The sequence below is a fragment of the Burkholderia pyrrocinia genome (genome assembly GCF_018417535.1).
GTDB classification, from domain to species: domain Bacteria; phylum Pseudomonadota; class Gammaproteobacteria; order Burkholderiales; family Burkholderiaceae; genus Burkholderia; species Burkholderia pyrrocinia_E.
The window spans coordinates 1,079,468-1,101,136 of sequence record NZ_CP070979.1 but is presented as its reverse complement, the minus strand read 5'-3'; the positions used below and the strand labels follow the sequence as shown (position 1 = coordinate 1,101,136).

Below are 21,669 nucleotides of genomic sequence, written 5' to 3'. Positions count from 1 at the left end.
GTCGCCGGCATCGGCATTCCGGTGCGATGCGCCGCGCGACTGCCCGCGGCGCTGCCCGGCGCGACATTGCGCCCCGGCCCTTCCGACCACATACTGGTCGGCCTGTACGAACAAGGTTGCGTCGATGGTGAGTGTCGATCAGGGTGCCGCTTCGTTCTTTGGCGTTATCGGAACTGCCGTGTCTTTGCTGGCAGCGATTCCGTACGCGCTCGCGATCTACCGGCGCACCGTTCGTCCGCATCTGTTCACGTGGCTCGTGTGGTCGGTCGTCACGGCGATCGCGGCCGCCGGCCAGTTCGTCGCGGGTGCGGGGCCGTCCGCGTGGTGCACAGCTGCGATCGCCGTCACGTGCTTCCTGACGTTGGTCGCCAGCATTTTTCGCGGCGAACGCGGCTGGACCGGCATCGACTGGTTTTTTCTGTGCGCAGCCCTTTCGGCCATTCCGCTGTGGATGCTGACCGACGATCCGACGGTCTCGATCTGCCTGGTCACGCTGATCGAACTTGCCGGTCTCGGCCCGACCGTCCGCAAGACGCTCCGCGATCCGTGGAGCGAGAGCCTCGCCTATTTCGCGCTGTGCGTGCTCAAGTACGCGCTGGCGTTGCTGGCACTGAGCACGTGGAGTATCGCGGTCGCGTTCTATCCGGCCGTCAACATCATCGCATCGATCGGTATCTGCCTCGTGATGCTGGTCCGGCGTCAATCGCTGTCGAACGCGCGGTAGGCACTTTCCGTCGCCGCTGTATCCGGAACGCGTTGCGTGCTGCTACGGGTCGCCGCCGATGAGCGGAACCACAAACCTTCAAAGATGATGAGAGGCCCTGATATGGATGCAATCCGGACAGTCATCGAACCCTACGAAACTGCGCTTCGGGCTGCGATGCTGGCCAACGATGTCGAAGCGCTCGATGCGTTGCTGGACGAGGATCTGGTGTTCACCGTCCCGACCGGACAGGTCATCTCGAAGGAGGACGATCTGTCCGCGCATCGCGCGAAACTTCTGCGTCTCGACAGACTCGATTTCGATGAAACGCATGCGCGCGCGATCGGCGAGATGATCCTGACCACGACGAAGGCGACACTTGCCGGCCGTTTCGATGACGCGGCGTTCGACGGCACGTTTGCCTATACGCGCCTGTGGCGTCGATCGGGCAGCGGCTGGCGCGTCGTCGCCGGGCATGCGTCGCAGGTTATGTAGTTCTGGCCGAGCGGATACCTTTGAACGGTGTCGCTCGCCATCCGGATGAGCGAGCAAGCGGCGAAGCCGGAAGGTGAGCCGATGCGATCCGGACCAGGCACCAACAACGATGCTGGCCGAAGGATTGCAACGTTGGGAAACCCGATGCGCCATCCATTTACCGTACGTACTGCCCGTCCCGCAGATGCGGACGAACTCACGAGATTGGCCCGTCTTTCAAAGGCTCATTGGGGCTATCCGAACGAATGGCTCGACTTGTGGCAAAGCGATCTCACGATTTCGCCCGGGACGATCGAAGCGTCGATCGGCTACGTCGCGGAATCCGGAAAGGCGATCATCGGGTTCTGGGTCAGGGTGTCATCGGATTCGGATCGACCGACGCCCGGATGGCTATTCGTCCATCCCGATCACATGGGCCGGGGTGTCGCGCGTGCGCTGTGGGTGGAGATCCGAAGGGAAGCCGCTGCGAGAGGGATCAGAAGCTTCGTGATCGAAGCGGATCCCAATGCTGTTCCGTTCTATCTGACGCTCGGGGCTGAAAAAATCGGTGAAAAGGAATCGAGCGTCGTCCCGGGGAGGTTCTTCCCGATCTTGCGGATCACGATCTGATTCTGACGGGTGAGGAAGAAGGAGGCGGTATGGGGCACCGCGTTGCGCTCGAGAGAACCGAAGCGACCGACGGTTGCGAGTGAGGATGCAGCGGAGAGTGGCCAGGTGTTTGATCGGGCCGACTGTCGACCTGATGACACCTTCGGCACGCCCGCTCCGACCACGCTGCCCCTTGCTCGGCCGGCCTGCATTTTGGCCGCGCCAATGCAAAAACCCCCGCCTTTACGGGCGGGGGTTTCTGGCTTAGGGAGCCTGACGATTACCTACTTTCACACGGGAATCCGCACTATCATCGGCGTAGAGTCGTTTCACGGTCCTGTTCGGGATGGGAAGGGGTGGGACCGACTCGCTATGGTCATCAGGCAAAGAGGGTTGTTCTGCTGGCGTGGCCAACAGAACCAATCTGGGAAGAAGCAGTAATTTAGGTTGTGTGTATCACACACGAGAATCCAACCCGTCCGACGCGCTGTAATCAGCGCGAGACAGACTTGTTATAGGATCAAGCCTTACGGGCAATTAGTATCAGTTAGCTGAACGCATTACTGCGCTTACACACCTGACCTATCAACGTCCTGGTCTCGAACGACCCTTCAAGGGGATCCAGTCCCCAGGGATATCTCATCTTAAGGCGAGTTTCCCGCTTAGATGCTTTCAGCGGTTATCTCTTCCGAACATAGCTACCCGGCGATGCCACTGGCGTGACAACCGGTACACCAGAGGTTCGTCCACTCCGGTCCTCTCGTACTAGGAGCAGCCCCCTTCAAATATCCAACGCCCACGGCAGATAGGGACCAAACTGTCTCACGACGTTTTAAACCCAGCTCACGTACCTCTTTAAATGGCGAACAGCCATACCCTTGGGACCGGCTACAGCCCCAGGATGAGATGAGCCGACATCGAGGTGCCAAACACCGCCGTCGATATGAACTCTTGGGCGGTATCAGCCTGTTATCCCCAGAGTACCTTTTATCCGTTGAGCGATGGCCCTTCCATACAGAACCACCGGATCACTATGACCTGCTTTCGCACCTGCTCGACTTGTCGGTCTCGCAGTTAAGCACGCTTATGCCATTGCACTATCAGCACGATTTCCGACCGTACCTAGCGTACCTTCGTACTCCTCCGTTACGCTTTGGGAGGAGACCGCCCCAGTCAAACTGCCTACCATGCACTGTCCCCGACCCGGATCACGGGCCAAGGTTAGAACCTCAAACAAACCAGGGTGGTATTTCAAGGACGGCTCCACCGAAACTAGCGTTCCGGTTTCATAGCCTCCCACCTATCCTACACAGATCGGTTCAAAGTCCAATGCAAAGCTACAGTAAAGGTTCATGGGGTCTTTCCGTCTAGCCGCGGGTAGATTGCATCATCACAAACACTTCAACTTCGCTGAGTCTCGGGAGGAGACAGTGTGGCCATCGTTACGCCATTCGTGCAGGTCGGAACTTACCCGACAAGGAATTTCGCTACCTTAGGACCGTTATAGTTACGGCCGCCGTTTACCGGGACTTCAATCAAGAGCTTGCACCCCATCATTTAATCTTCCGGCACCGGGCAGGCGTCACACCCTATACGTCCACTTTCGTGTTTGCAGAGTGCTGTGTTTTTATTAAACAGTCGCAGCCACCAGTTTATTGCAACCCCTTCACCCTTTGCCCGCAGGGGCATCAAGCTACAAGGGCGTACCTTATCCCGAAGTTACGGTACCAATTTGCCGAGTTCCTTCTCCCGAGTTCTCTCAAGCGCCTTAGAATACTCATCTCGCCCACCTGTGTCGGTTTGCGGTACGGTCATCGTTAGACTGAAGCTTAGAGGCTTTTCTTGGAACCACTTCCAATTGCTTCGCTTCCTAAGAAGCTCGCGCCACACCCTTGAATTCCGCGCCCGGATTTGCCTAAGCGCCTTCTCCAATGCAGCGACCGGGACTTCCAACACCCGGACAACCTTCCGCGATCCGTCCCCCCATCGCATCTAACAATGGTGCAGGAATATTGACCTGCTTCCCATCAGCTACGCATTTCTGCCTCGCCTTAGGGGCCGACTCACCCTACGCCGATGAACGTTGCGTAGGAAACCTTGGGCTTACGGCGAGGGGGCCTTTCACCCCCTTTATCGCTACTCATGTCAGCATTCGCACTTCCGATACCTCCAGCACGCTTTTCAACGCACCTTCGCAGGCTTACGGAACGCTCTCCTACCATGCGAGCAAAGCTCGCATCCGCAGCTTCGGTATATAGCTTAGCCCCGTTACATCTTCCGCGCAGGACGACTCGATCAGTGAGCTATTACGCTTTCTTTAAAGGGTGGCTGCTTCTAAGCCAACCTCCTGACTGTTTTAGCCTTCCCACTTCGTTTCCCACTTAGCTATATTTGGGGACCTTAGCTGGCGGTCTGGGTTGTTTCCCTCTTGACACCGGACGTTAGCACCCGATGTCTGTCTCCCGTGATTGCACTCTTCGGTATTCGGAGTTTGCTATGGCGGGGTAATCTGCAATAGACCCCCCAACCATGACAGTGCTCTACCCCCGAAGGTGAGACACGAGGCACTACCTAAATAGTTTTCGGAGAGAACCAGCTATTTCCAAGTTTGTTTAGCCTTTCACCCCTATCCACAGCTCATCCCCTAACTTTTCAACGTTAGTGGGTTCGGACCTCCAGTACGTGTTACCGCACCTTCATCCTGGCCATGGATAGATCACTTGGTTTCGGGTCTACGCCCAGCAACTGAACGCCCTATTCGGACTCGCTTTCGCTACGCCTGCCCTATACGGTTAAGCTTGCTACTGAACGTAAGTCGCTGACCCATTATACAAAAGGTACGCCGTCACCCCTTGCGAGGCTCCGACTGTTTGTATGCATGCGGTTTCAGGATCTATTTCACTCCCCTCCCGGGGTTCTTTTCGCCTTTCCCTCACGGTACTGGTTCACTATCGGTCGATCACGAGTATTTAGCCTTGGAGGATGGTCCCCCCATCTTCAGACAGGATTTCACGTGTCCCGCCCTACTTGTCGTACACCTAGTTCTTTCATACTGTTTTCGCCTACAGGGCTATCACCTGCTATGGCCGCACTTTCCAGAGCGTTCGGCTAACAATACAAATAAAGAGTACAAGGCTCATCCCATTTCGCTCGCCACTACTTTGGGAATCTCGGTTGATTTCTTTTCCTGCGGTTACTTAGATGTTTCAGTTCACCGCGTTCGCTTCACTGGACCTATGTATTCAGTCCAGGATGACCCAAAAGGGCCGGGTTTCCCCATTCGGACATCTACGGATCAAAGCTCGTTTGCCAGCTCCCCGTAGCTTTTCGCAGGCTACCGCGTCCTTCATCGCCTGTGATCGCCAAGGCATCCACCACATGCACTTGTTCGCTTGACCCTATAACGAGTCTGTCTCGTTACAGGTTGAGTTCTCGCGTTGTGCCGTATTCCAAAATCGAGTCGAACATGAAGTTCGAATCATCTTGAGATACATCGATACAATCACAACCCGGATAACTTTCACGTCCATCTCAAGACGCTTCCGCTATCCAAATTACTTGCTTCTTCCAGATTGTTAAAGAACGACAGCCGATATGGTGTTACTCATATCACTCTGACTGGCTCAATCGCCAATGGCAAATGCTCGTCTCACACGTCACTTTCGTGTGATCCAAACGCTTCCCATTGAAGATTGGTGGAGGCAGACGGGATCGAACCGACGACCCCCTGCTTGCAAAGCAGGTGCTCTCCCAGCTGAGCTATGCCCCCATGTACAGAGAATCTCAGGTGTTAGCCTGTCGGCTTGGGGTACGCGTAAGCGCTAAAGCGCTAACGATCACCGACACGTCAGACAATGGTGGGTCTGGTTGGATTCGAACCAACGACCCCCGCCTTATCAAGACGGTGCTCTAACCGACTGAGCTACAGACCCCTGAGTCTGTCTTTAATTTACAGCCGATAAGCGTGAGCGCTCAACTTCGCGAGATAGCTCTGGAAAGGAGGTGATCCAGCCGCACCTTCCGATACGGCTACCTTGTTACGACTTCACCCCAGTCATGAATCCTACCGTGGTGACCGTCCTCCTTGCGGTTAGACTAGCCACTTCTGGTAAAACCCACTCCCATGGTGTGACGGGCGGTGTGTACAAGACCCGGGAACGTATTCACCGCGGCATGCTGATCCGCGATTACTAGCGATTCCAGCTTCATGCACTCGAGTTGCAGAGTGCAATCCGGACTACGATCGGTTTTCTGGGATTAGCTCCCCCTCGCGGGTTGGCAACCCTCTGTTCCGACCATTGTATGACGTGTGAAGCCCTACCCATAAGGGCCATGAGGACTTGACGTCATCCCCACCTTCCTCCGGTTTGTCACCGGCAGTCTCCTTAGAGTGCTCTTGCGTAGCAACTAAGGACAAGGGTTGCGCTCGTTGCGGGACTTAACCCAACATCTCACGACACGAGCTGACGACAGCCATGCAGCACCTGTGTATCGGTTCTCTTTCGAGCACTCCCGCCTCTCAGCAGGATTCCGACCATGTCAAGGGTAGGTAAGGTTTTTCGCGTTGCATCGAATTAATCCACATCATCCACCGCTTGTGCGGGTCCCCGTCAATTCCTTTGAGTTTTAATCTTGCGACCGTACTCCCCAGGCGGTCAACTTCACGCGTTAGCTACGTTACTAAGGAAATGAATCCCCAACAACTAGTTGACATCGTTTAGGGCGTGGACTACCAGGGTATCTAATCCTGTTTGCTCCCCACGCTTTCGTGCATGAGCGTCAGTATTGGCCCAGGGGGCTGCCTTCGCCATCGGTATTCCTCCACATCTCTACGCATTTCACTGCTACACGTGGAATTCTACCCCCCTCTGCCATACTCTAGCCTGCCAGTCACCAATGCAGTTCCCAGGTTGAGCCCGGGGATTTCACATCGGTCTTAGCAAACCGCCTGCGCACGCTTTACGCCCAGTAATTCCGATTAACGCTCGCACCCTACGTATTACCGCGGCTGCTGGCACGTAGTTAGCCGGTGCTTATTCTTCCGGTACCGTCATCCCCCGGCTGTATTAGAACCAGGGATTTCTTTCCGGACAAAAGTGCTTTACAACCCGAAGGCCTTCTTCACACACGCGGCATTGCTGGATCAGGCTTTCGCCCATTGTCCAAAATTCCCCACTGCTGCCTCCCGTAGGAGTCTGGGCCGTGTCTCAGTCCCAGTGTGGCTGGTCGTCCTCTCAGACCAGCTACTGATCGTCGCCTTGGTAGGCCTTTACCCCACCAACTAGCTAATCAGCCATCGGCCAACCCTATAGCGCGAGGCCCGAAGGTCCCCCGCTTTCATCCGTAGATCGTATGCGGTATTAATCCGGCTTTCGCCGGGCTATCCCCCACTACAGGACATGTTCCGATGTATTACTCACCCGTTCGCCACTCGCCACCAGGTGCAAGCACCCGTGCTGCCGTTCGACTTGCATGTGTAAGGCATGCCGCCAGCGTTCAATCTGAGCCAGGATCAAACTCTTCAGTTTAAACCTGTTACTGTTTTCGGTTCTTTCGAACCGGTCGCTCACTCAAAGCTGACAGGTATATGAATCACTTCATAAACCTGACTTACTTTAGTGTGAGACTCTTGATACTTTCGCTATCTGATCCGAAGATCAGCTCGCTTCCATCAAGCGCCCACACTTATCGGCTGTTAATTTTTAAAGAGCGGTTCTGCGAGAAATTCGGCGTTGGCTTCGTTTCCCGGCAGCGCTGCGTTTTCAGCAGCAGAGAAGCGAGATTATGAACCGTGTTTCGCAGCGCGTCAACAACTTTCTGAACGACTTCGTTGCGACTGCGGGGTCCATCTTCCGTCGCCAGCCGTGCGCCCAACCTGCTGCACACCACCGACTCCGCTTCCCTCTCCCGCGCCGCGTTTCCGTGAGCGCGAAAGAGGCGTGATTCTATGCAGCCCGTCCCCTTCGCGCAAGCCCCTTTGTGAAAATATCTTGAAAAAGCCACCGTGCGCTCGCGCGCACGCTGGCTTGGGGCTCGACGGACCGGGTGTCGCAACGTGAGCCGCTCTCTATGGATACGGGGCACGCGTCGCTTTCCTCCTATCTATAGGCCGAAAGCGGCTCGACGTGCCTGAGCACGCTCCGGGTTCGCATCCCCGCCAATCACCGGGCCGCCGAACGCGATGTCACGCCGCCCGGCTGCAACACCGCGCGTTCGCGCCTTCATGCGTTTCGCAACCCATCCTGCGGAACAGACTAGGGGGTTCGCGCTGTCGAGTATCATGCCGCGACCGAACCACGTACTCACATCGACGATGGACAGCACCACTCAACCCGGCGACGCCGATCTTCGCGACGAATATGCAGCGCTGCGCGAGCGCGCCATCCTGCTTGAAGAACAGGCTCCGCCGCTTCTGCAACGCATCTCGGATGTATTACCGCGGATCAGCGGCGAATCCGAACTCGCGGACGAGCATCGCGAACGGCTCGTCGGCGCACGCAATGCGGCAATGGTCTCGATCGAAAACTATCAGCAGGCGATTCCTTTCCTGCAGACGGCCGACTCGATCATCGAGCAGATGGACAAGACGCCCGAGCGCGACGAAGACATCGAGTGGCGTGAATCGCTGCTGCAACGGCTCGACGAACTGATCGATGTCGCAGTCGTGATGATCGACGACGCGGAAGACTGCTTCGAACAAGCGCAAGCCTGCGATCTGTCCAGCGTGCCGAAATCAATCCTCGAGGATTGAGCAGCGCCGCTCGGGATCGCGCGGCGCACCGGCTTCATGTCGTGTGCGCCCACCATCCTCATGTTTGTCGGTCGACAATCCCTGCCTGACTCCGTCAACGTCAGGCAGACCGCACCTCTCCCGCAAAAGCTCACCGTGTCGTGGCAACCGTCCTGCGATCACCGCGCGCGGCAACCGGCAACTACAGCGAGTCGAGCACGATCGTCTCGCTCACGATCGGCACACGGATATATCCGCCCTCCGCATCGCCATACGCATGCGCGTTCCCGTCGATGACGTATTGCGCCGTCAGCGCGCACAGGGTCGCGTCTCGCGCATCGACGGATTGCAGCGTCGACACGTCGATCCCCAGTCGTTCCAGCAATTGCCGGCGCTGGTTGCGCTTCTGCTTCGCCGACGCAACCGCCTTGCCCAGCATCGCGCAGGTAATCGCGTAAGGATAGGTTTCGAAGCTCGCGCGCCCGCCCGCATAGCGCGCGCCGGTCAGCAACGGATAGGTGTCCGCGAGCGCGTGATACACGCGCTCCCCGATGAACATCCAGTCGAAGAAGCCCGACGTGCTCGCGACAGCCTGCTCCCGCGACGGCGTCGGAAAGCACGAGATCCGTTCGCGCGCGAGCGCCTGTTCGGCTGCCCGGCGTCCGGCACCCGCCCACCAGAGGCTCGGTGCGTCGACACCGACGGCCATGACGTCATGGGCCAGACACAGCGCAGGCAACGCCTCGGGCGGGATCCGCCGTTCGCGACAGACGACCGTCGACCCGCGCAGGATCACGAGATCGCATAGCTTCTTGTCGCCCCCGACGTCGACCCCCGCCACGGCAGCCGATTGCCGCGCGGCGGATCCGATGGATCGGGTCGATCGCATGCGGGCGCCTCAGTCGGCCGGCCGTGCGTCGTACGCGGCGTCGAAGATCGCCTCGAGACCAGGATGCACGCCGCGCATCGGGTCGACGACCGACTTCGCCCAGTCGAAGTACGCCTGCTTGCGCTCGAGCGGCCAGTCCGCGGGCGGATGCCGCGCGATGTCGCGCAGGTTGCAGATCTTGTCGGCCAGCTTCACGAGCTTCGCACGCCGGCTGATGGTCGCCGCATGCTCGACCTGCAGGCGCTTGCGCTCGTCCTTCGGCAACGACTTGTCGTCGGTGACCTCCATCACGATGTCCGCCACGTCCTTGCCGAACAGCCGCAGCAGTTCCTGCTCGCTCGTCTCCGTATCCTCGACCGTGTCGTGCAGCACGGCAGCGACGATCACACGCTCGTCCTCGACGCCGGCTTCGTTGGCCAGCACGTCGGCGAGCGCGATCGGATGATTGATGTACGGCGACGCTTCTTCGTCCTTGCGCCGCTGATTGCGATGCTTGTCCGCCGCGAACGCGATGGCAGCTACCAGCTTTTTCATGTTCCCCCCTCGTGTGGCCAGTCCCGCGACCGGCAGAACCGGCCGCGTGCGTTTCGGAACCGCACATACTACCTGCACACGATGACCCTTCCCGCGCACCGGCATCCCCGCACACCCCGCATCACGCGCCGGCCGGCACGCGCTGCAGCTCGACCACGTTGACCCGCGCGCCGAATACGTCCTTCACGAGCGGCAGCAGGTGATCGTGGTGCGTCAGAAACAGTACCTGGGTTCGCGTCGACAGATCGCGCAGCGCGTCGAGCCCGGCCTTCGCGCGCGCATCGTCGAAGTTGATGAACAGGTCGTCGGCAACGAACGGTAGCGCGGTCCTGCTGCCGAGCTGCAACTCCAGCGCCGCGATCCGCAGCGCGAGGAACAACTGGTCGCGCGTCCCTTCGCTCAACCCGGCGACCTCGACCGACGTTCCCTTCGTGCGCCGCGCATACAGCGCCGGCGGCGTCCGTTCGGCATCGACGGTCAGCTTCGCGAATTCGCCCAGCGTGAGCCCGGCGAAGATCTCGCCCGCCCGCCGGAGCATCGGCCCCTGCTTCTGGTCTCGATAGCGATCCGTCGCCCACTTCAGCAACCGGCTCGCGGTGGCCGCCTCCAGATACTGTTCGGCCGCGTCGCCCATCGCCGCCAGCGCTTCCTGCCGCTTCGATTCGGCGACGGCCGCGTTGGCCTGGCCGTCGATCGCGCCGAACGCCTGGTCCGCCACGACCTGCTGCCGTGAAAGCTCGTTCAGTCGCTTGCCGACATCGCCCAGCGACTGCTTCACCGCCTCCAGACGCGCCGGCACGTCGGCAATGTCCTGTTCCGCGACCTCCGCCTCGACGGCCGAACGGGACAGCCCGTCGCCGTCGCGCACCAGCGCCTCGTGCGCGGCATCGACCGCCTGCCGAAGCTGGCGCTGGCGATCCGAGCGTTCGGCCAGCGGCAGCGCCGCGTCGATCGACGCCACGCCGGCCAGATGAAGCAGCGGCTGGATGCGCGCATCGGCACCGGCCACCGCGGCGGCTGCGTCCGCGACCTTGCCGTCGGCTTGCCGCATGGCCTCGTCGGCACGCGCGATCGCGCGCGCGATTTCCCTGGCGGCCGCGAGACGCATCGTCAGCCGGCGCGCTACGTCCGGCCAGTCGCCGCTCGTCAGCCATTCCGGCGCAAGCGCTTCGGCAAGCCGCCGCGCGCCGGCCTCGAGCGCGGCCAGTTCAGCGCGGATCGCGGCGATCCGGTTGCGCGGCGCATCGGCATCGGCCAGTTCGGCCGCCACCGCGTTCGCGAGCCCGAGCGCGCCTTCCGCCGCGGCCAGCGTCACCGCGCTCGCGGAAAGTTTCGCGTCGGCCAGCGCGTCGCGCCATTGCGCGTGCCACGTGTCGTAGGCTGCTTGCGCGTGGCCGGCCCGCGACTGCGCCGTCGCGCATCCGCGATCGGCTTCCCGCGCGCGATCGTCGAGGCCGTCCTTCTGCGCGATCGCTTTCTCGGCCGACTGCACGAAGGTTTCGGCGATGGCGACGAGCGCTGCCAGTCCGTCCGTCTCGCCGCCTCGCGACACAGTGTGCAGCGCCGAACGCAGCGCGGCTTCGGCGCCGCTCCGCGCGTCGCGAATCGTGTCGAATTCGCGACGCTGACGGCCGAGATCGACCTGCGCGGCGAACACCGCGTCGCGCTTCGCGAGCCAGTCGCCCATCGCCGCCAGCGGCATGCCGGGTACCGCGGCCGTCGCCGCGAGTTCGGCCCATGCGTCGCGGTGCGCGGCCAGCTCGCGTTCACGCTCGTCCAGCGCAGCCTGCCTGCGCGACACGCCGGCTCGCGCGGATTCGACCTGCTGACGCAACGATTGCAGCATCGCCGCCGCCTGCGTGGCGCCGAGTTGCGCATCGACGAGTTCGTCGGCCAGGCGAATCGCGTCGTCGACCGCCGGGGCGCCCGTTGCCAGATCGACGGCGCCGCTGCGGATATCGCCCCATGCGCCGTCGCGTCGCGCACGCGCCGCCAGCACGTCGGCGGTCGTGACGACCTTGTGGTTCTCCGCGAAATGCTTCTCCTGCAGCTCGAGCCGCTCGAGCTCTTCGAGCGCGCCGTCCCGCGCGTCGCGTGCGGCAGCAGCCGCGCTTGCGCGCTCGCTGTCTTCCTTGAGCAACGCGCCGAGCCGCGCCGCCGACGGTACGTCGAGCGCGCGCAGCGTGTCGACCGGCATGCGCCATTGGCCGAGCGCATCGAGCGCGCCGGACAGCGTGCGTTCGGCGGCAGCGATTTCGTGTTCGAGCGCCTGTTCGCGCTGGCCGCTGTTGCGAAAGCCCTGCGCATCGGCGAGCGCCGCGCGCAGCGCTTCCGGCACGTCGACGGTCGACAGGCGCGCCCGTTGCTCCTGCACCTGCGCAAGCTCGCGCGTGCGTTCGTCGAGCGATTCGCGCGCGCCGGCGAGCGCCTGGTGCAGCGCGCCGTGTTCGCGCAGCAGGTTCGCGACGGTCTTCAGCGACAGCGCCGTCGGTAGCGACGCGCGCAGCGACGCTTCGTCCGTCGGCCAGTCGAGCTGGGCGGCCGCCGAAAACGCGGCGGACAGGTGCCGCTCGACGTCGGCGCCGAGCAGCAGCAGATCCTGCGCGTGATTCATGCAGGCGCCGCGCAACCGATCGAGCGCTTCGATGTCGGCTTCGAGCGCCAGCGTGTCGGCGTCGGCATCGATCGCATCACGCGCCTGCCGTTTCGCGAGCAGGTCGGTACGCCGTTCTTCGAGCACCTTCTGTTCGGCCGCGAGATCGCCCTGCGCCTTCAGCAAATCCGCATACGCGGTCGGCGGCAACTCGACGACCTCGCCGAGTTCGGCCAACGCCGCATCCTTGACCGTCAACTCCTTCAGATACGGCGCCAGCCGCCGCACGCGTTCGAGCTTCGAGCGCAGCGCTTCGAGCTGGCGCTGCTCCGCGCGCGCGTGCTCGATCTGCTGTTCGACCGCTTCGCGCGCGTCCTTGCGATCGACCCAGTCGCGCGTGCGCACCTGGACCGTCTTCAGTTCGGTCACGGCTTCGTTGAACGACGTTTCTGCCAGCGCAAACGCGCTGCCGCTACGGCGCGGCGCCCAGAGCTCGATCGAACGCGCGTCGAGCTCCTCGCGCACCGGCCCGAGACTGCCGACACCGGCGGCCGATTCGAACAACACCTGGCCTAGCTTGTCGGATGCGTCGAGAATGCTGCGACCGCCGTCGACCAGCCGCCCGTGATCGAGTCCGAACATCTGCTCGAAGAACTCGCGCGTCGCGCCGTCGAGGATCGCGGCCAGATAGTCGTCGGGCAGCCTGTCGTCGGCAGGCGTGCGCAACGGACTGCGCCCCCGCGCGCGGTGGAACGCGAGTTCGCCCGTGCCGTTTTCGAGCACACCGCCGATCCGCAGTTCGGGCGTGCTGTGCAGGAAATCGAGCGGCGTCTGCAGCTTCATCCCGAACAGCAGCTCCGACACGGCCGTGCGGATCGTCGACTTGCCGGCCTCGTTCGGCCCCACGATCACATGAAAATCCTCGCCGGCCGACGGGAACCGCAGCGTTTCGTCGGTGAACTTGCCGTACTTGATCAGATCGAGCTGGCTGATGCGCATCGTTTACTCCCCCCTTGCCAGCCGCGCGAGCAGCGCAGGACCGACCTGCTCGACCAGCGCCGTGAGCTCGCCCGCGCGCGCCATCGTCAGCAACGGCACTTCCTCCTTCACATCGCTGCGCACCTTGCCGACGAACGGCTTCAGGTCGCGTTCGAGCAGCGCGAGGAAATCCGGATCGTGCGCGGCTTCGGCCAGGATCTGCTTCAGATCCTCCAGCGCTTCAAGTTGCTCGCTCTCGCCCTGCTGATGATCGGCGGCGGACGTCGCGAGCCTGACCTTCTCCAGCCAAAGCCGCTCGTTGCCGATGATGCCGATCTGGTTCAGCACCTCCGCGCGCAACTGCGGCGCGCGACCGAAAAAGAGCCCATGCGCGGGTGTGCGCCCCGTGACCGTCACGCGCACCGCGCGCGGCACGTGACCGTCGACGGTCAGCAGCGCCTCCAGCGACTGGCCGATCTTTCTCGACAGGTCGGCGACCGTGAAGCAATCGGATGCGTCGACCGGCACGGCTTCCCAGCGCAACACGTCGAGATACAGGCGCTCGACCTGTGTGCGGCCTTGCTCGACCGTCACGAGCACCGCGCCGCGACGGCCCGTCTCGCGGATATGGCGCCCCTGCAGGTTGCCGGGAAACACGACGGTGGACGGCCCCGTCCATTGCTGGAATTCGTGCACGTGGCCGAGCGCCCAGTAGTCGTAGCCTTTTGCGTGCAGTTCGGCCAGCGTGCACGGCGCATAGTTCGCGTGCGCCGCATAACCTTCGAGGGCCGTGTGCAGCACGCCGATGTTGTAGTACCCGGGCACCGGGTCCGGATAACCGATCGCGAGATTGTCGACGACGGCCTTGTCCTTGAAGCTCTGCCCGTGCAGCGCGACGTCGAATTCCGGCAGCTTGTGGGTTTCCGGCTTGCGGTGGCCGAACACGGTGACGTTGTCGGGCAGCGTCAGCTTCTTCGTCATCTCGCTTTCGGCATCGTGGTTGCCGCCGAGGACGAACGCGCGGATGCCGGCCTTGCGCAGGCGCCCCATCTGCTGGCCGAAGAAGATGCCGGTGTTGTGATCCTTCCAGTCGCCGTCATACAGGTCGCCGGCGATCACGAGGAACGCGACTTCCTCTTCGATCGCGCGATCCACGAGTTGCCGCAGCGCCTCGCGCGACGCGTTGCGCAACTGCGCGGCCGGTGCGTCGGGATACGCGCTCAGGCCGTGCAACGGGCTGTCAAGGTGAATGTCTGCCGCGTGGATGAACTTCACGAAGATTCCTCTGTTTCATGACGAAGGGGCGACGCCGCTCGCGCAGGCCTGGCCATCAATCGCAATCCTGGTAGCCGCCGAGCTCGCCGCAACGGATGCAGCGAAACACATAAGCAGTCGGCGAGCCGTCCTTGTCGAGCGCAGCGAAAAAACGGGCCCAGTCGGCGCCCTCGTCGAGCCCGGCCGACGCCCGGATCGACGCGACGGCCTGCGGGCCATGCGCGTTCAGTTCGTCGGCGCCCGCGCGGCCGATGAACTGCGCGCCATCGCCGCAATGGGTCCACCACCGTTCCTGCTGCCAGCCCTGAAAGCCCGGCGTGCGATACGCGATCTCGTCGACGACTGCTTCGGGCACCGCGTCCCATTCGCCGCCGCCGATACCGTACGTGTCGGTAAAGCTTGCATCGAACCGCGCATGCGCCGAACCGTCGGCGACGCACCACGGGCAGATGCACTGCTCGTACTCGTCGACCGCATACACGGGGCCGGCGTAGACGTAGCCGCGCGCGTCGCCGCAGCATACGCAGCGCGCGTCCGACCGGATCACGCTGCCGGTTGCCAGCGGGTCGGGATGGTACCTGAAAGCGGGTAACGACATGGGGTTCTCCGTCGATCCGGATGGAGGGGAAGCACGCGATGCGAATTCGAACGGCCATTGTGCCGTGGCGCGACCGTGTTACCGCGGAACCTCGACCTCGGCAAACGTGCCGTTCACGAAACGATAGACGCGATGCGTTGCGCCGCCGTGCGCGAGATACTCCCACCGGATGTCGATGCCGGCCGGTGCGTCGCGCCACGCGATCGCCAGATACGGCGATTGTGCGCCGCCGTCGGTTTCGAGCGAAACGGAGTCGAGACAGCTTTGAACCGGCAGCGAAAAACGCGGCACCGCACGGGCGCCGCGCAGTTCCAGCACGTACAACGCCCCTTCTTCGCCCGCACCGCAATATCCGGTCGGACGGCTGTTCGACGAACGGTTGACGACGACCAGCACATAGTCGTTACCGTCGATCCGCTGCGAACGGTTCGATGGAAATGCGACGCTCGATGCATCGGCCAGTGCGCGCCGAAGCGCGGCCGGCACGCTCAGCGCGGAGGTCCTTTTGCCAGTTGCGTCGACATCGAGCAACCTCGGGCGCGCCCATTCGATCGCATGGCCGTTGGCGAGACGCACCGATTCGGGTGCCAGCGTTTCGGCACATGCAACCGACACGCTGGAAACCGACAGCGCCAGCGCCGCGGCCCTCGACGCAATCGATATCGTCCGGGTGTTTCGTATTCGCATGGATCGCGCGGGATCGTCGTGGGGTTCGTCGTATGCGCCGGCATGCCACCCGGGCGATACCGTTTCCGGATCGGGCCGCGGGCATCGTTCGTCGCGACGAACGCGGCCGATCCGCCGTGTGCCATTACTCGCCGCGCGGCACGGGCGGCGGCGCAAAGCCGTTGTCGTTGCCGGGAAACGGATTCGCGTTGCGGCGCAGCGCTTCCTCGTCGTTCTCCTTCTTCGCGAACAACGCGACGCCGATCACGCCGACGTTCGCGGCATCGCCGTACTTCGAGTTCGCGACATAGCTGTCGGGCACCGCCGCGAAGCGGAACGCGGCGACTTCGTCGCGGCTCTTGCGGAAGCCCTCGATCGTCAGCGTGCGGCCCGGATACAGCACGTAACCGCCGTTCGTATAACTGCCCGGCCGCCCCGACAGCACGTCGAGCCCGTCGACGGTCGACACGACTTCGAACGTGCGGCGCCCCTGGTTGCGCAGCACGATCATGTAGCGCGAACCCTCGACGCCCGCCATGTGCCAGCGGCCGTTGCTGCGCGCAAGGCGCAGCGGCACGCCCTTCTCGTCCGTAAACGACAGGGCGATGTCGCCGTTCGCAAGCGCGACGCGGGTCGGCAGCCGGCGCACCTGGGATGCGGGAGGATGTCCGGGCAGCGCGTCGTTGTAGTAGACCGACGCGAGATCCGTCGGCTTCGCCGGATCCGCGCGTTCGAATTCGACATTGCGGGTTTCGGATCGCACCGGCTCGCCCCACGCGGTACCGAGCCCGCGGCGTTCGCTGGCGTCCGGTGCGGCGGCGGACGCGGCGGTACTGGGGGACGGCGGGGGCGGCGCTGCACAGGCGGCCAGCCACAGCGCGCAGGCGAGCGCAAAAAGACGGAACAGGATGGTCATGACGTGATGCCTCGGAATGTTATCGGACCGCGCCGGTCTGGCCGGAACGGCATTTTGGTGTCGTCTGTCGTCACGATGTCGATCGGACATGCTTGCCCGCGTCGGCCGGCGCTGCCATCGCGGCGGCCCGGCAACCGGGAGCCCCGCTATTTAAGCATGGCGAACGGGCAATGGGCAGGGGCTGCGCACGTCACCTGTCGCGGACTCGTGCCCGGGGCATCCGGCAGCGCGGCCGCGCGCATCGCGTCGTCGGATTCGCGACGAACACCGACGCATCACTGTATTTCGAGGACCGTCGAACGACGCGCTACGCGCGCCGATAAAAAAACGGCCCGGCCCGCATCGAAGCGGGCCGGGCCGTGACGGGTTGCGTGCTGCTTACAGCGCGCCGCCTTGCGCCGACGCCGAACCCTTCAAGCCGACCGATGCACCGCCCTGCACCGAGTTCGTCGCGCCTTCGAGCGCTTCGCCGGCCTTCGCCTTCGCGCCGCCCGCGACGTCGCCTGCCGTCGACACCGCGCCTTGCGCGTGGCTCTTCGCCGTGCCTGCGACGTGCTTCACGTGCGACTTCGTCGAGTGTACGGCCGATGCCGCGGCATCCTTCGCCGTGCCGGCTGCCGAACCCACCGCCTGGGTCGCGCCGCCCACCGCATTGCCGGCTGCCGCGCCGACGCCGCCGACCGTCTTGCCGACGCCATTCAGCGCGCCGCCGACGAGGTTGCCTGCGCCCGAACCCGAGCCTGCCGCATTCGCGCCGGCGCCAGCCTGCACGCCCACGCCGCCGCCGAGCAGCGGCGTCTGGACCTGTGCGCCGACGCCTGCGGAACCCTCTGCGCCGGTCTGGGCCGTCTGTGCGAAAGCAGCCGACGTCGCCATCGCCGTCAGTGCGGCACCCAGCAGAATCGTACGAATCTTGTTCATGGTCATTCTCCCCAAAAGACGTTGTTGCTGCGGGCCGCCTTCGTGCGGCTTGTCGCATGCCTCACCGCGAAGTGCGGCAGGTGGAGCTAATGTAGCGGCGTCGACGGGCAAAACGATTGATTTGCAGGGACTGTTACTTCCGTTGCAAATGCTGACGATTGACTCACACTGTTTGACAATCGGGGTTCCGGCGGAACGGGCGGCGTACTCGCCGGCGTGCAGGCGCGAACCCGGTGGCGTGCGGCGCGGGTCACCCCGCGATCATGATTCGCCCGATCGCCACGCATCGGTAAACCACGCACGCGAAACGGCTAGCAGGGAAACCGGCCGTTTTTATAAGCATCCCAAAGTATGCGTGTCGGCCAGCCGTCGGTGCGGCCCGACAACCGGCTCCTCGCGATCAGGTCGATATCGTCGGACACGCACGCCGCCACGCCCGCGTTGCCCGATGCACTGAAGGCCAGTTTGAACGCCTTTTCCCGCAATGCGTCCACTGCCGGCCTGTCGATCGCAGTACCCGGATCGCCGTCGATTGCGTCGAATGCCGCCATCCACTGCGCATCGAACGGCTCGGCGTCGCGCCTGTCCAGCGCGCTGTCGCAATCGACATCGCCGAGGAAATCGAAAAAACCCGGCGCCGACAGAATTGCGTCCAGTTCAAGCAGGTGCGCATTCGTCATTGCAACCTCTTCAAGAAACACGGCCCCGATCGCCTGTTGGCAGATACAGGCAGATCGGGGCCGTGCGCGTTCCGCCCGGTTACGGCCGGAACGTATCGCCGAGCACGACGCCTTCGCGACGCGGATCGGTGCCGCCCTGCAACGCGGGCGACTGGCCGACCGTCACGCGCATCACGGTGTTGACACCGCTCGCCTGCGCGGCGGTCGACACCTTGTGCCCAAGCGCGAGCAGCCCCGTGATCAGCGGATCGTTCGCACCGTTGTTGGCCGCATTGACGTTCGGATGCTCGCCGCCGATCGTGGTCGTCGGGCTGTTGCTCGCGCCGAAATCGACGAGCCCCGCGGACTGCTGCGCATCGAGCCCCCAGTCGAGCGCACCGACCAGCGTCTTGACCACATATTGCGGAATCGTACCGCCGCCCGGCGAACCGGTCGCCATCACGAAAGCGCCGCGCGAACCGTCAGCGGCCTGCCCGAACACGATCGTCGGCGCCATCGAGCTGCGCGGCCGCTTGCCCGGCTGCAGGCGGTTGGCCACCGGATTGCCGGCGCTGTCGACCGGGTTCGCGGAAAAGTCGGTCAACTGGTTGTTCAGCAGGAAGCCGTTGGTCATGTGGAACGAGCCCATGCTCGACTCGACCGTCGTCGTCGCGCTCAGCACGTTACCGTCGCCGTCGACGATCGTGAACTGGTTCGTGCCGTGCTCGATCAGCGTCGTGTCGACACCGAGCGGCACGGCGCCGAGATTGCCGGGCTGCGCGGTGCCCATGCTCTTGGTCGTGTCGATCAGTGCCGCGCGCGATTTCAGGTACGGCTTGTTCAGCAGCGTGTCCCACGTGCCGCCCGGCAGCGGCACGAAATCCGTATCGGCCACGTACTTGTCGCGGTCGGCATACGCGAGCCGTTCGGCCTCGGTGACGAGGTGCACGCCCGCGACGGTCGGCTTGCCACCTTCGAGATCGATCGCCGTCGGCTTCAGCGGCCTCAGGTCGAAGTTCTCGAGAATGCCGAGCGCCGACGCGACCGCGATACCGCCCGACGACGGCGGCGGCATCCCGCACACCCAGTAGCTGCGATAGGTCGTGCATACGGGTTCGCGGCGCTTCGCCTGATAAGCGGCCAGATCCGCGACGGTCGTCTTGCCCGGAGTGAGCGTCGAACCGTCCGCGCCCTTCGTCGTCGCGATCTTCGCGACGATGTCCTGCGCAATCTGCCCCGTGTACAGCGCATTCGCACCCGACTGCGCCATCAGCGTCAGCGTATGCGCGTACGCGGGGTTCTTCAGCACGGTGCCGAGCGTCTTCGGCGAGCCGTCGGCATTCAGGAAATACGCGGCGGCGTCGGGGTCGCGCTTCAGGTTCGCTGCGTTCGCCGCGATCGCGTCGGCGAGCCGGCCGCCGATCGGGAAGCCGTTGGTCGCGAGCGTGATCGCATCGCCGAACAGGTTCTGCCACGGCAACCGGCCGTGATCCTGCTGCAGCGCCTCGATGAGCCGCGGCACACCGATCGTGCCGATCGAGCGGCCGCTGGCGCGCGCGTTCGGCAGCGGCGCCGAATGGTCGGTCGTGTCGTCGACGTAGCGCAGATAGTTCTCCGTTGCGGCGGCCGGCGCGGTTTCCCGGCCGTCGTACGCCTGCAGCGTCTTGCCGCGCGCATCGTAGTAGAGCAGCACGCCGCCCGACCCGAGGCCCGTCGCCTCGGGCACCGTCAGGCCGAGCACGGCCTGCACGGCGACCGCCGCGTCGGCGGCCGTGCCGCCTTTCTTCAGCACCGCGCAGCCGGCCGCGCTCGCGTAAGCATTCGACGTGGCCACCAGGTAGGTCTTCGCGTAGACGGGCTTCATCCCGGTGCGATAGCCCGACGACGCTTCCGGCAGCGACGGATCGCCCGGCTGGTTCGAGCCCACCACGACCGTCGCGCCGCTGTTGTCGACCGCGAGGCAGCTCGTGTCGGTCGAAGGTGTCGGCGTGCGGCCCGCTTCGTTCTCGACGTCGCCGCCGCATGCGCTCAACAGGGCGGCCGCGAGCAACGCGGACGCATACGGGAAAATCGCTGTTCTGTTCATTGTCTGTCGATGTTCTTTTAGGTCGTTGCGATGGGCATCGCGCTGCCTGCGCCCCCCTCGGTGCGCGGACAACGCGTTCGATAGTCCCATGAACAAATTTTTTTCCGCAATAAGGAAATGAAGCAATGCGGGTGACCGTTGCGTGTGCAACGCCAACGAACCGGCATACGGGTTCGCTTGCTGCACTGCGCGCAATGCGGGTGCGCGGCCGGTATCGTGATCCGGTGTCGTTACCTTGCCGCCCGGCGGCGCTTGCCGGCCGCTCGTCCGTCGCGCACGAAACCGTGCTCCATCGCGTCGGAGAAGAACTCGAGAAACATCGTCATCGCGACGCTCCCGCGGCTCGCGTACGCGATTCCGGCCGCCGTGGTCGGCGCCACCGCACTGGTCGTGTTCGCGATGATCGGCGTGATGGGCATCCGGCTGCTCGCCAGCGTCGACCTGCATGCGCGCGCCAACCAGTACACGCTCGCGGCCGCGCTCGTCGTCGGCCTCGCACCGATCGTGGTGCCGAACCTGTATCGCCATTTCGGCGCGCCCGTGCAGATCGTGCTCGGCAACGGCATGGCGGCCGGCACGCTCGCAGCCATCGCGACGCAACTGGCGTTCGCCGCACTCGCGCGGTTCAGCGAACAGACGCGCGCGGGAATGCCTGCGGCGCAGGCACCCTCGCGCGACGCGTAATGGCGACGGCAAGTAACGGTGGACGCCGAATGTGCAGAATCCGGCTACTGCGCGCGCGACGCGCCAACGATGCGGTGTTCCGCGCAGCCAGGTCGGATGCGATCACCGACCAGACGGTCGGCTTCCTCACGTGGCAGGCCGGGTTCATGTCGGTCGGCGGCGAATGGTTCGGGATGGGGATGTCGAAGCAATGGACCGGCATGCCGAATGCGTTCCGCGTCTTCATCACGCTGCTGCTCGTGCTCGTTCACCTGCCGATGCACAACGACGGCGTCGACGAGACGCGTGTCGCGCGCTGACGCGCCGGTTCCATCGCACGAGGCGGCCGGATGGAGATGGACATCGGGACGATTG

General features: G+C 63.4%; 15 protein-coding genes, 2 tRNA genes, 3 rRNA genes and 1 pseudogene. 6 read left to right on the top strand and 15 right to left on the bottom strand.

Going from position 1 to position 21,669, the window contains the following annotated elements:
* The first annotated feature begins 124 nt into the window (after nt 1-124).
* The 3 genes from JYG32_RS37915 to JYG32_RS37905 all read left to right on the top strand — a co-directional run bounded on the left by JYG32_RS37915 (nt 125) and on the right by JYG32_RS37905 (nt 1,807).
* Nucleotides 125-724 carry a hypothetical protein gene (locus tag JYG32_RS37915; RefSeq protein WP_213267807.1) on the top strand — a complete coding sequence of 200 codons (600 nt, stop codon included), beginning with the start codon at nt 125-127 and terminating at the stop codon, nt 722-724.
* A gap of 102 nt (nt 725-826) precedes the next feature.
* Entirely contained in the window at nt 827-1,198 is a 372-nt protein-coding gene (locus tag JYG32_RS37910) for a nuclear transport factor 2 family protein (protein ID WP_213268332.1), read from the top strand.
* Between the two features lie 144 nt (nt 1,199-1,342).
* Nucleotides 1,343-1,807 (top strand): GNAT family N-acetyltransferase, encoded by a 465-nt coding sequence (locus tag JYG32_RS37905; RefSeq protein WP_213268331.1) that lies wholly within the window; start codon nt 1,343-1,345, stop codon nt 1,805-1,807.
* A gap of 250 nt (nt 1,808-2,057) precedes the next feature.
* On the opposite strand, the gene rrf is transcribed toward JYG32_RS37905, so the two are convergent.
* The 5 genes from rrf to JYG32_RS37880 form a co-directional block, all read right to left on the bottom strand.
* Nucleotides 2,058-2,170: ribosomal RNA gene (rrf, locus tag JYG32_RS37900) — 5S ribosomal RNA — on the bottom strand.
* Between the two features lie 132 nt (nt 2,171-2,302).
* Nucleotides 2,303-5,184: ribosomal RNA gene (locus JYG32_RS37895) — 23S ribosomal RNA — on the bottom strand.
* A gap of 295 nt (nt 5,185-5,479) precedes the next feature.
* Nucleotides 5,480-5,555, bottom strand: a tRNA-Ala gene (locus tag JYG32_RS37890).
* Nucleotides 5,556-5,641: 86 nt separating this feature from the next.
* Nucleotides 5,642-5,718 (bottom strand) — tRNA-Ile (locus tag JYG32_RS37885).
* Between the two features lie 63 nt (nt 5,719-5,781).
* Nucleotides 5,782-7,314: ribosomal RNA gene (locus tag JYG32_RS37880) — 16S ribosomal RNA — on the bottom strand.
* Together the 16S, 23S and 5S rRNA genes with 2 tRNA genes alongside form the textbook arrangement of a ribosomal RNA operon.
* A 785-nt stretch (nt 7,315-8,099) precedes the next feature.
* On the opposite strand from JYG32_RS37880, the gene JYG32_RS37875 reads away from it, so the two are divergent.
* The gene (locus tag JYG32_RS37875; RefSeq protein WP_407062103.1) at nt 8,100-8,537 is read left to right on the top strand and encodes an ATPase; all 438 of its coding nucleotides are present in this window, start codon (nt 8,100-8,102) and stop codon (nt 8,535-8,537) included.
* Nucleotides 8,538-8,718: 181 nt separating this feature from the next.
* Here JYG32_RS37875 and JYG32_RS37870 read toward each other — a convergent pair whose 3' ends face one another.
* The 10 genes from JYG32_RS37870 to JYG32_RS37825 form a co-directional block, all read right to left on the bottom strand.
* Entirely contained in the window at nt 8,719-9,405 is a 687-nt protein-coding gene (locus tag JYG32_RS37870) for a DUF429 domain-containing protein (protein ID WP_174380695.1), read from the bottom strand.
* Nucleotides 9,406-9,414: 9 nt separating this feature from the next.
* Nucleotides 9,415-9,939, bottom strand: a complete 525-nt coding sequence (locus JYG32_RS37865) for an HD domain-containing protein (RefSeq protein ID WP_213267806.1) — start codon at nt 9,937-9,939, stop codon at nt 9,415-9,417.
* Nucleotides 9,940-10,060: 121 nt separating this feature from the next.
* Nucleotides 10,061-13,531 (bottom strand): ATP-binding protein, encoded by a 3,471-nt coding sequence (locus JYG32_RS37860; RefSeq protein WP_213267805.1) that lies wholly within the window; start codon nt 13,529-13,531, stop codon nt 10,061-10,063.
* A 3-nt stretch (nt 13,532-13,534) separates the two neighbouring features.
* Entirely contained in the window at nt 13,535-14,785 is a 1,251-nt protein-coding gene (locus tag JYG32_RS37855; protein ID WP_213267804.1) for a metallophosphoesterase family protein, read from the bottom strand.
* Nucleotides 14,786-14,840: 55 nt separating this feature from the next.
* Complete coding sequence (locus JYG32_RS37850; RefSeq protein ID WP_213267803.1) at nt 14,841-15,383, bottom strand: CbrC family protein; 543 nt, start codon at nt 15,381-15,383, stop codon at nt 14,841-14,843.
* 78 nt (nt 15,384-15,461) lie between these two features.
* The gene (locus tag JYG32_RS37845) at nt 15,462-15,998 is read right to left on the bottom strand and encodes a hypothetical protein (protein WP_213267802.1); all 537 of its coding nucleotides are present in this window, start codon (nt 15,996-15,998) and stop codon (nt 15,462-15,464) included.
* A gap of 196 nt (nt 15,999-16,194) precedes the next feature.
* Entirely contained in the window at nt 16,195-16,965 is a 771-nt protein-coding gene (locus JYG32_RS37840; protein WP_213267801.1) for a hypothetical protein, read from the bottom strand.
* A gap of 378 nt (nt 16,966-17,343) precedes the next feature.
* Nucleotides 17,344-17,886: a hypothetical protein gene (locus tag JYG32_RS37835; protein ID WP_174380701.1), complete on the bottom strand. Its 543-nt coding sequence runs from the start codon at nt 17,884-17,886 to the stop codon at nt 17,344-17,346.
* Between the two features lie 311 nt (nt 17,887-18,197).
* Nucleotides 18,198-18,587 carry a hypothetical protein gene (locus JYG32_RS37830; protein ID WP_249744921.1) on the bottom strand — a complete coding sequence of 130 codons (390 nt, stop codon included), beginning with the start codon at nt 18,585-18,587 and terminating at the stop codon, nt 18,198-18,200.
* 58 nt (nt 18,588-18,645) lie between these two features.
* Complete coding sequence (locus tag JYG32_RS37825) at nt 18,646-20,631, bottom strand: gamma-glutamyltransferase family protein (RefSeq protein ID WP_213267800.1); 1,986 nt, start codon at nt 20,629-20,631, stop codon at nt 18,646-18,648.
* 252 nt (nt 20,632-20,883) lie between these two features.
* Between JYG32_RS37825 and JYG32_RS37820 the strand changes: the two genes are divergently transcribed.
* Together JYG32_RS37820 and JYG32_RS37815 are read left to right on the top strand one after the other, a co-directional pair.
* The gene (locus JYG32_RS37820; protein WP_249744920.1) at nt 20,884-21,315 is read left to right on the top strand and encodes a solute carrier family 23 protein; all 432 of its coding nucleotides are present in this window, start codon (nt 20,884-20,886) and stop codon (nt 21,313-21,315) included.
* A gap of 41 nt (nt 21,316-21,356) precedes the next feature.
* Nucleotides 21,357-21,614, top strand: a pseudogene (locus tag JYG32_RS37815) (DUF2165 family protein); the annotation flags it as partial.
* Nucleotides 21,615-21,669 lie beyond the last annotated feature (55 nt).

Coding starts and splice junctions, on each gene's coding strand:
- JYG32_RS37915 (WP_213267807.1), top strand. CDS start 125: ATGGTGAGTGTCGATCAGGGTGCCGCTTCGTTCTTTGGCGTTATCGGA.
- JYG32_RS37910 (WP_213268332.1), top strand. CDS start 827: ATGGATGCAATCCGGACAGTCATCGAACCCTACGAAACTGCGCTTCGG.
- JYG32_RS37905 (WP_213268331.1), top strand. CDS start 1,343: ATGCGCCATCCATTTACCGTACGTACTGCCCGTCCCGCAGATGCGGAC.
- JYG32_RS37875 (WP_407062103.1), top strand. CDS start 8,100: ATGGACAGCACCACTCAACCCGGCGACGCCGATCTTCGCGACGAATAT.
- JYG32_RS37870 (WP_174380695.1), bottom strand. CDS start 9,405: ATGCGATCGACCCGATCCATCGGATCCGCCGCGCGGCAATCGGCTGCC.
- JYG32_RS37865 (WP_213267806.1), bottom strand. CDS start 9,939: ATGAAAAAGCTGGTAGCTGCCATCGCGTTCGCGGCGGACAAGCATCGC.
- JYG32_RS37860 (WP_213267805.1), bottom strand. CDS start 13,531: ATGCGCATCAGCCAGCTCGATCTGATCAAGTACGGCAAGTTCACCGAC.
- JYG32_RS37850 (WP_213267803.1), bottom strand. CDS start 15,383: ATGTCGTTACCCGCTTTCAGGTACCATCCCGACCCGCTGGCAACCGGC.
- JYG32_RS37840 (WP_213267801.1), bottom strand. CDS start 16,965: ATGACCATCCTGTTCCGTCTTTTTGCGCTCGCCTGCGCGCTGTGGCTG.
- JYG32_RS37835 (WP_174380701.1), bottom strand. CDS start 17,886: ATGAACAAGATTCGTACGATTCTGCTGGGTGCCGCACTGACGGCGATG.
- JYG32_RS37825 (WP_213267800.1), bottom strand. CDS start 20,631: ATGAACAGAACAGCGATTTTCCCGTATGCGTCCGCGTTGCTCGCGGCC.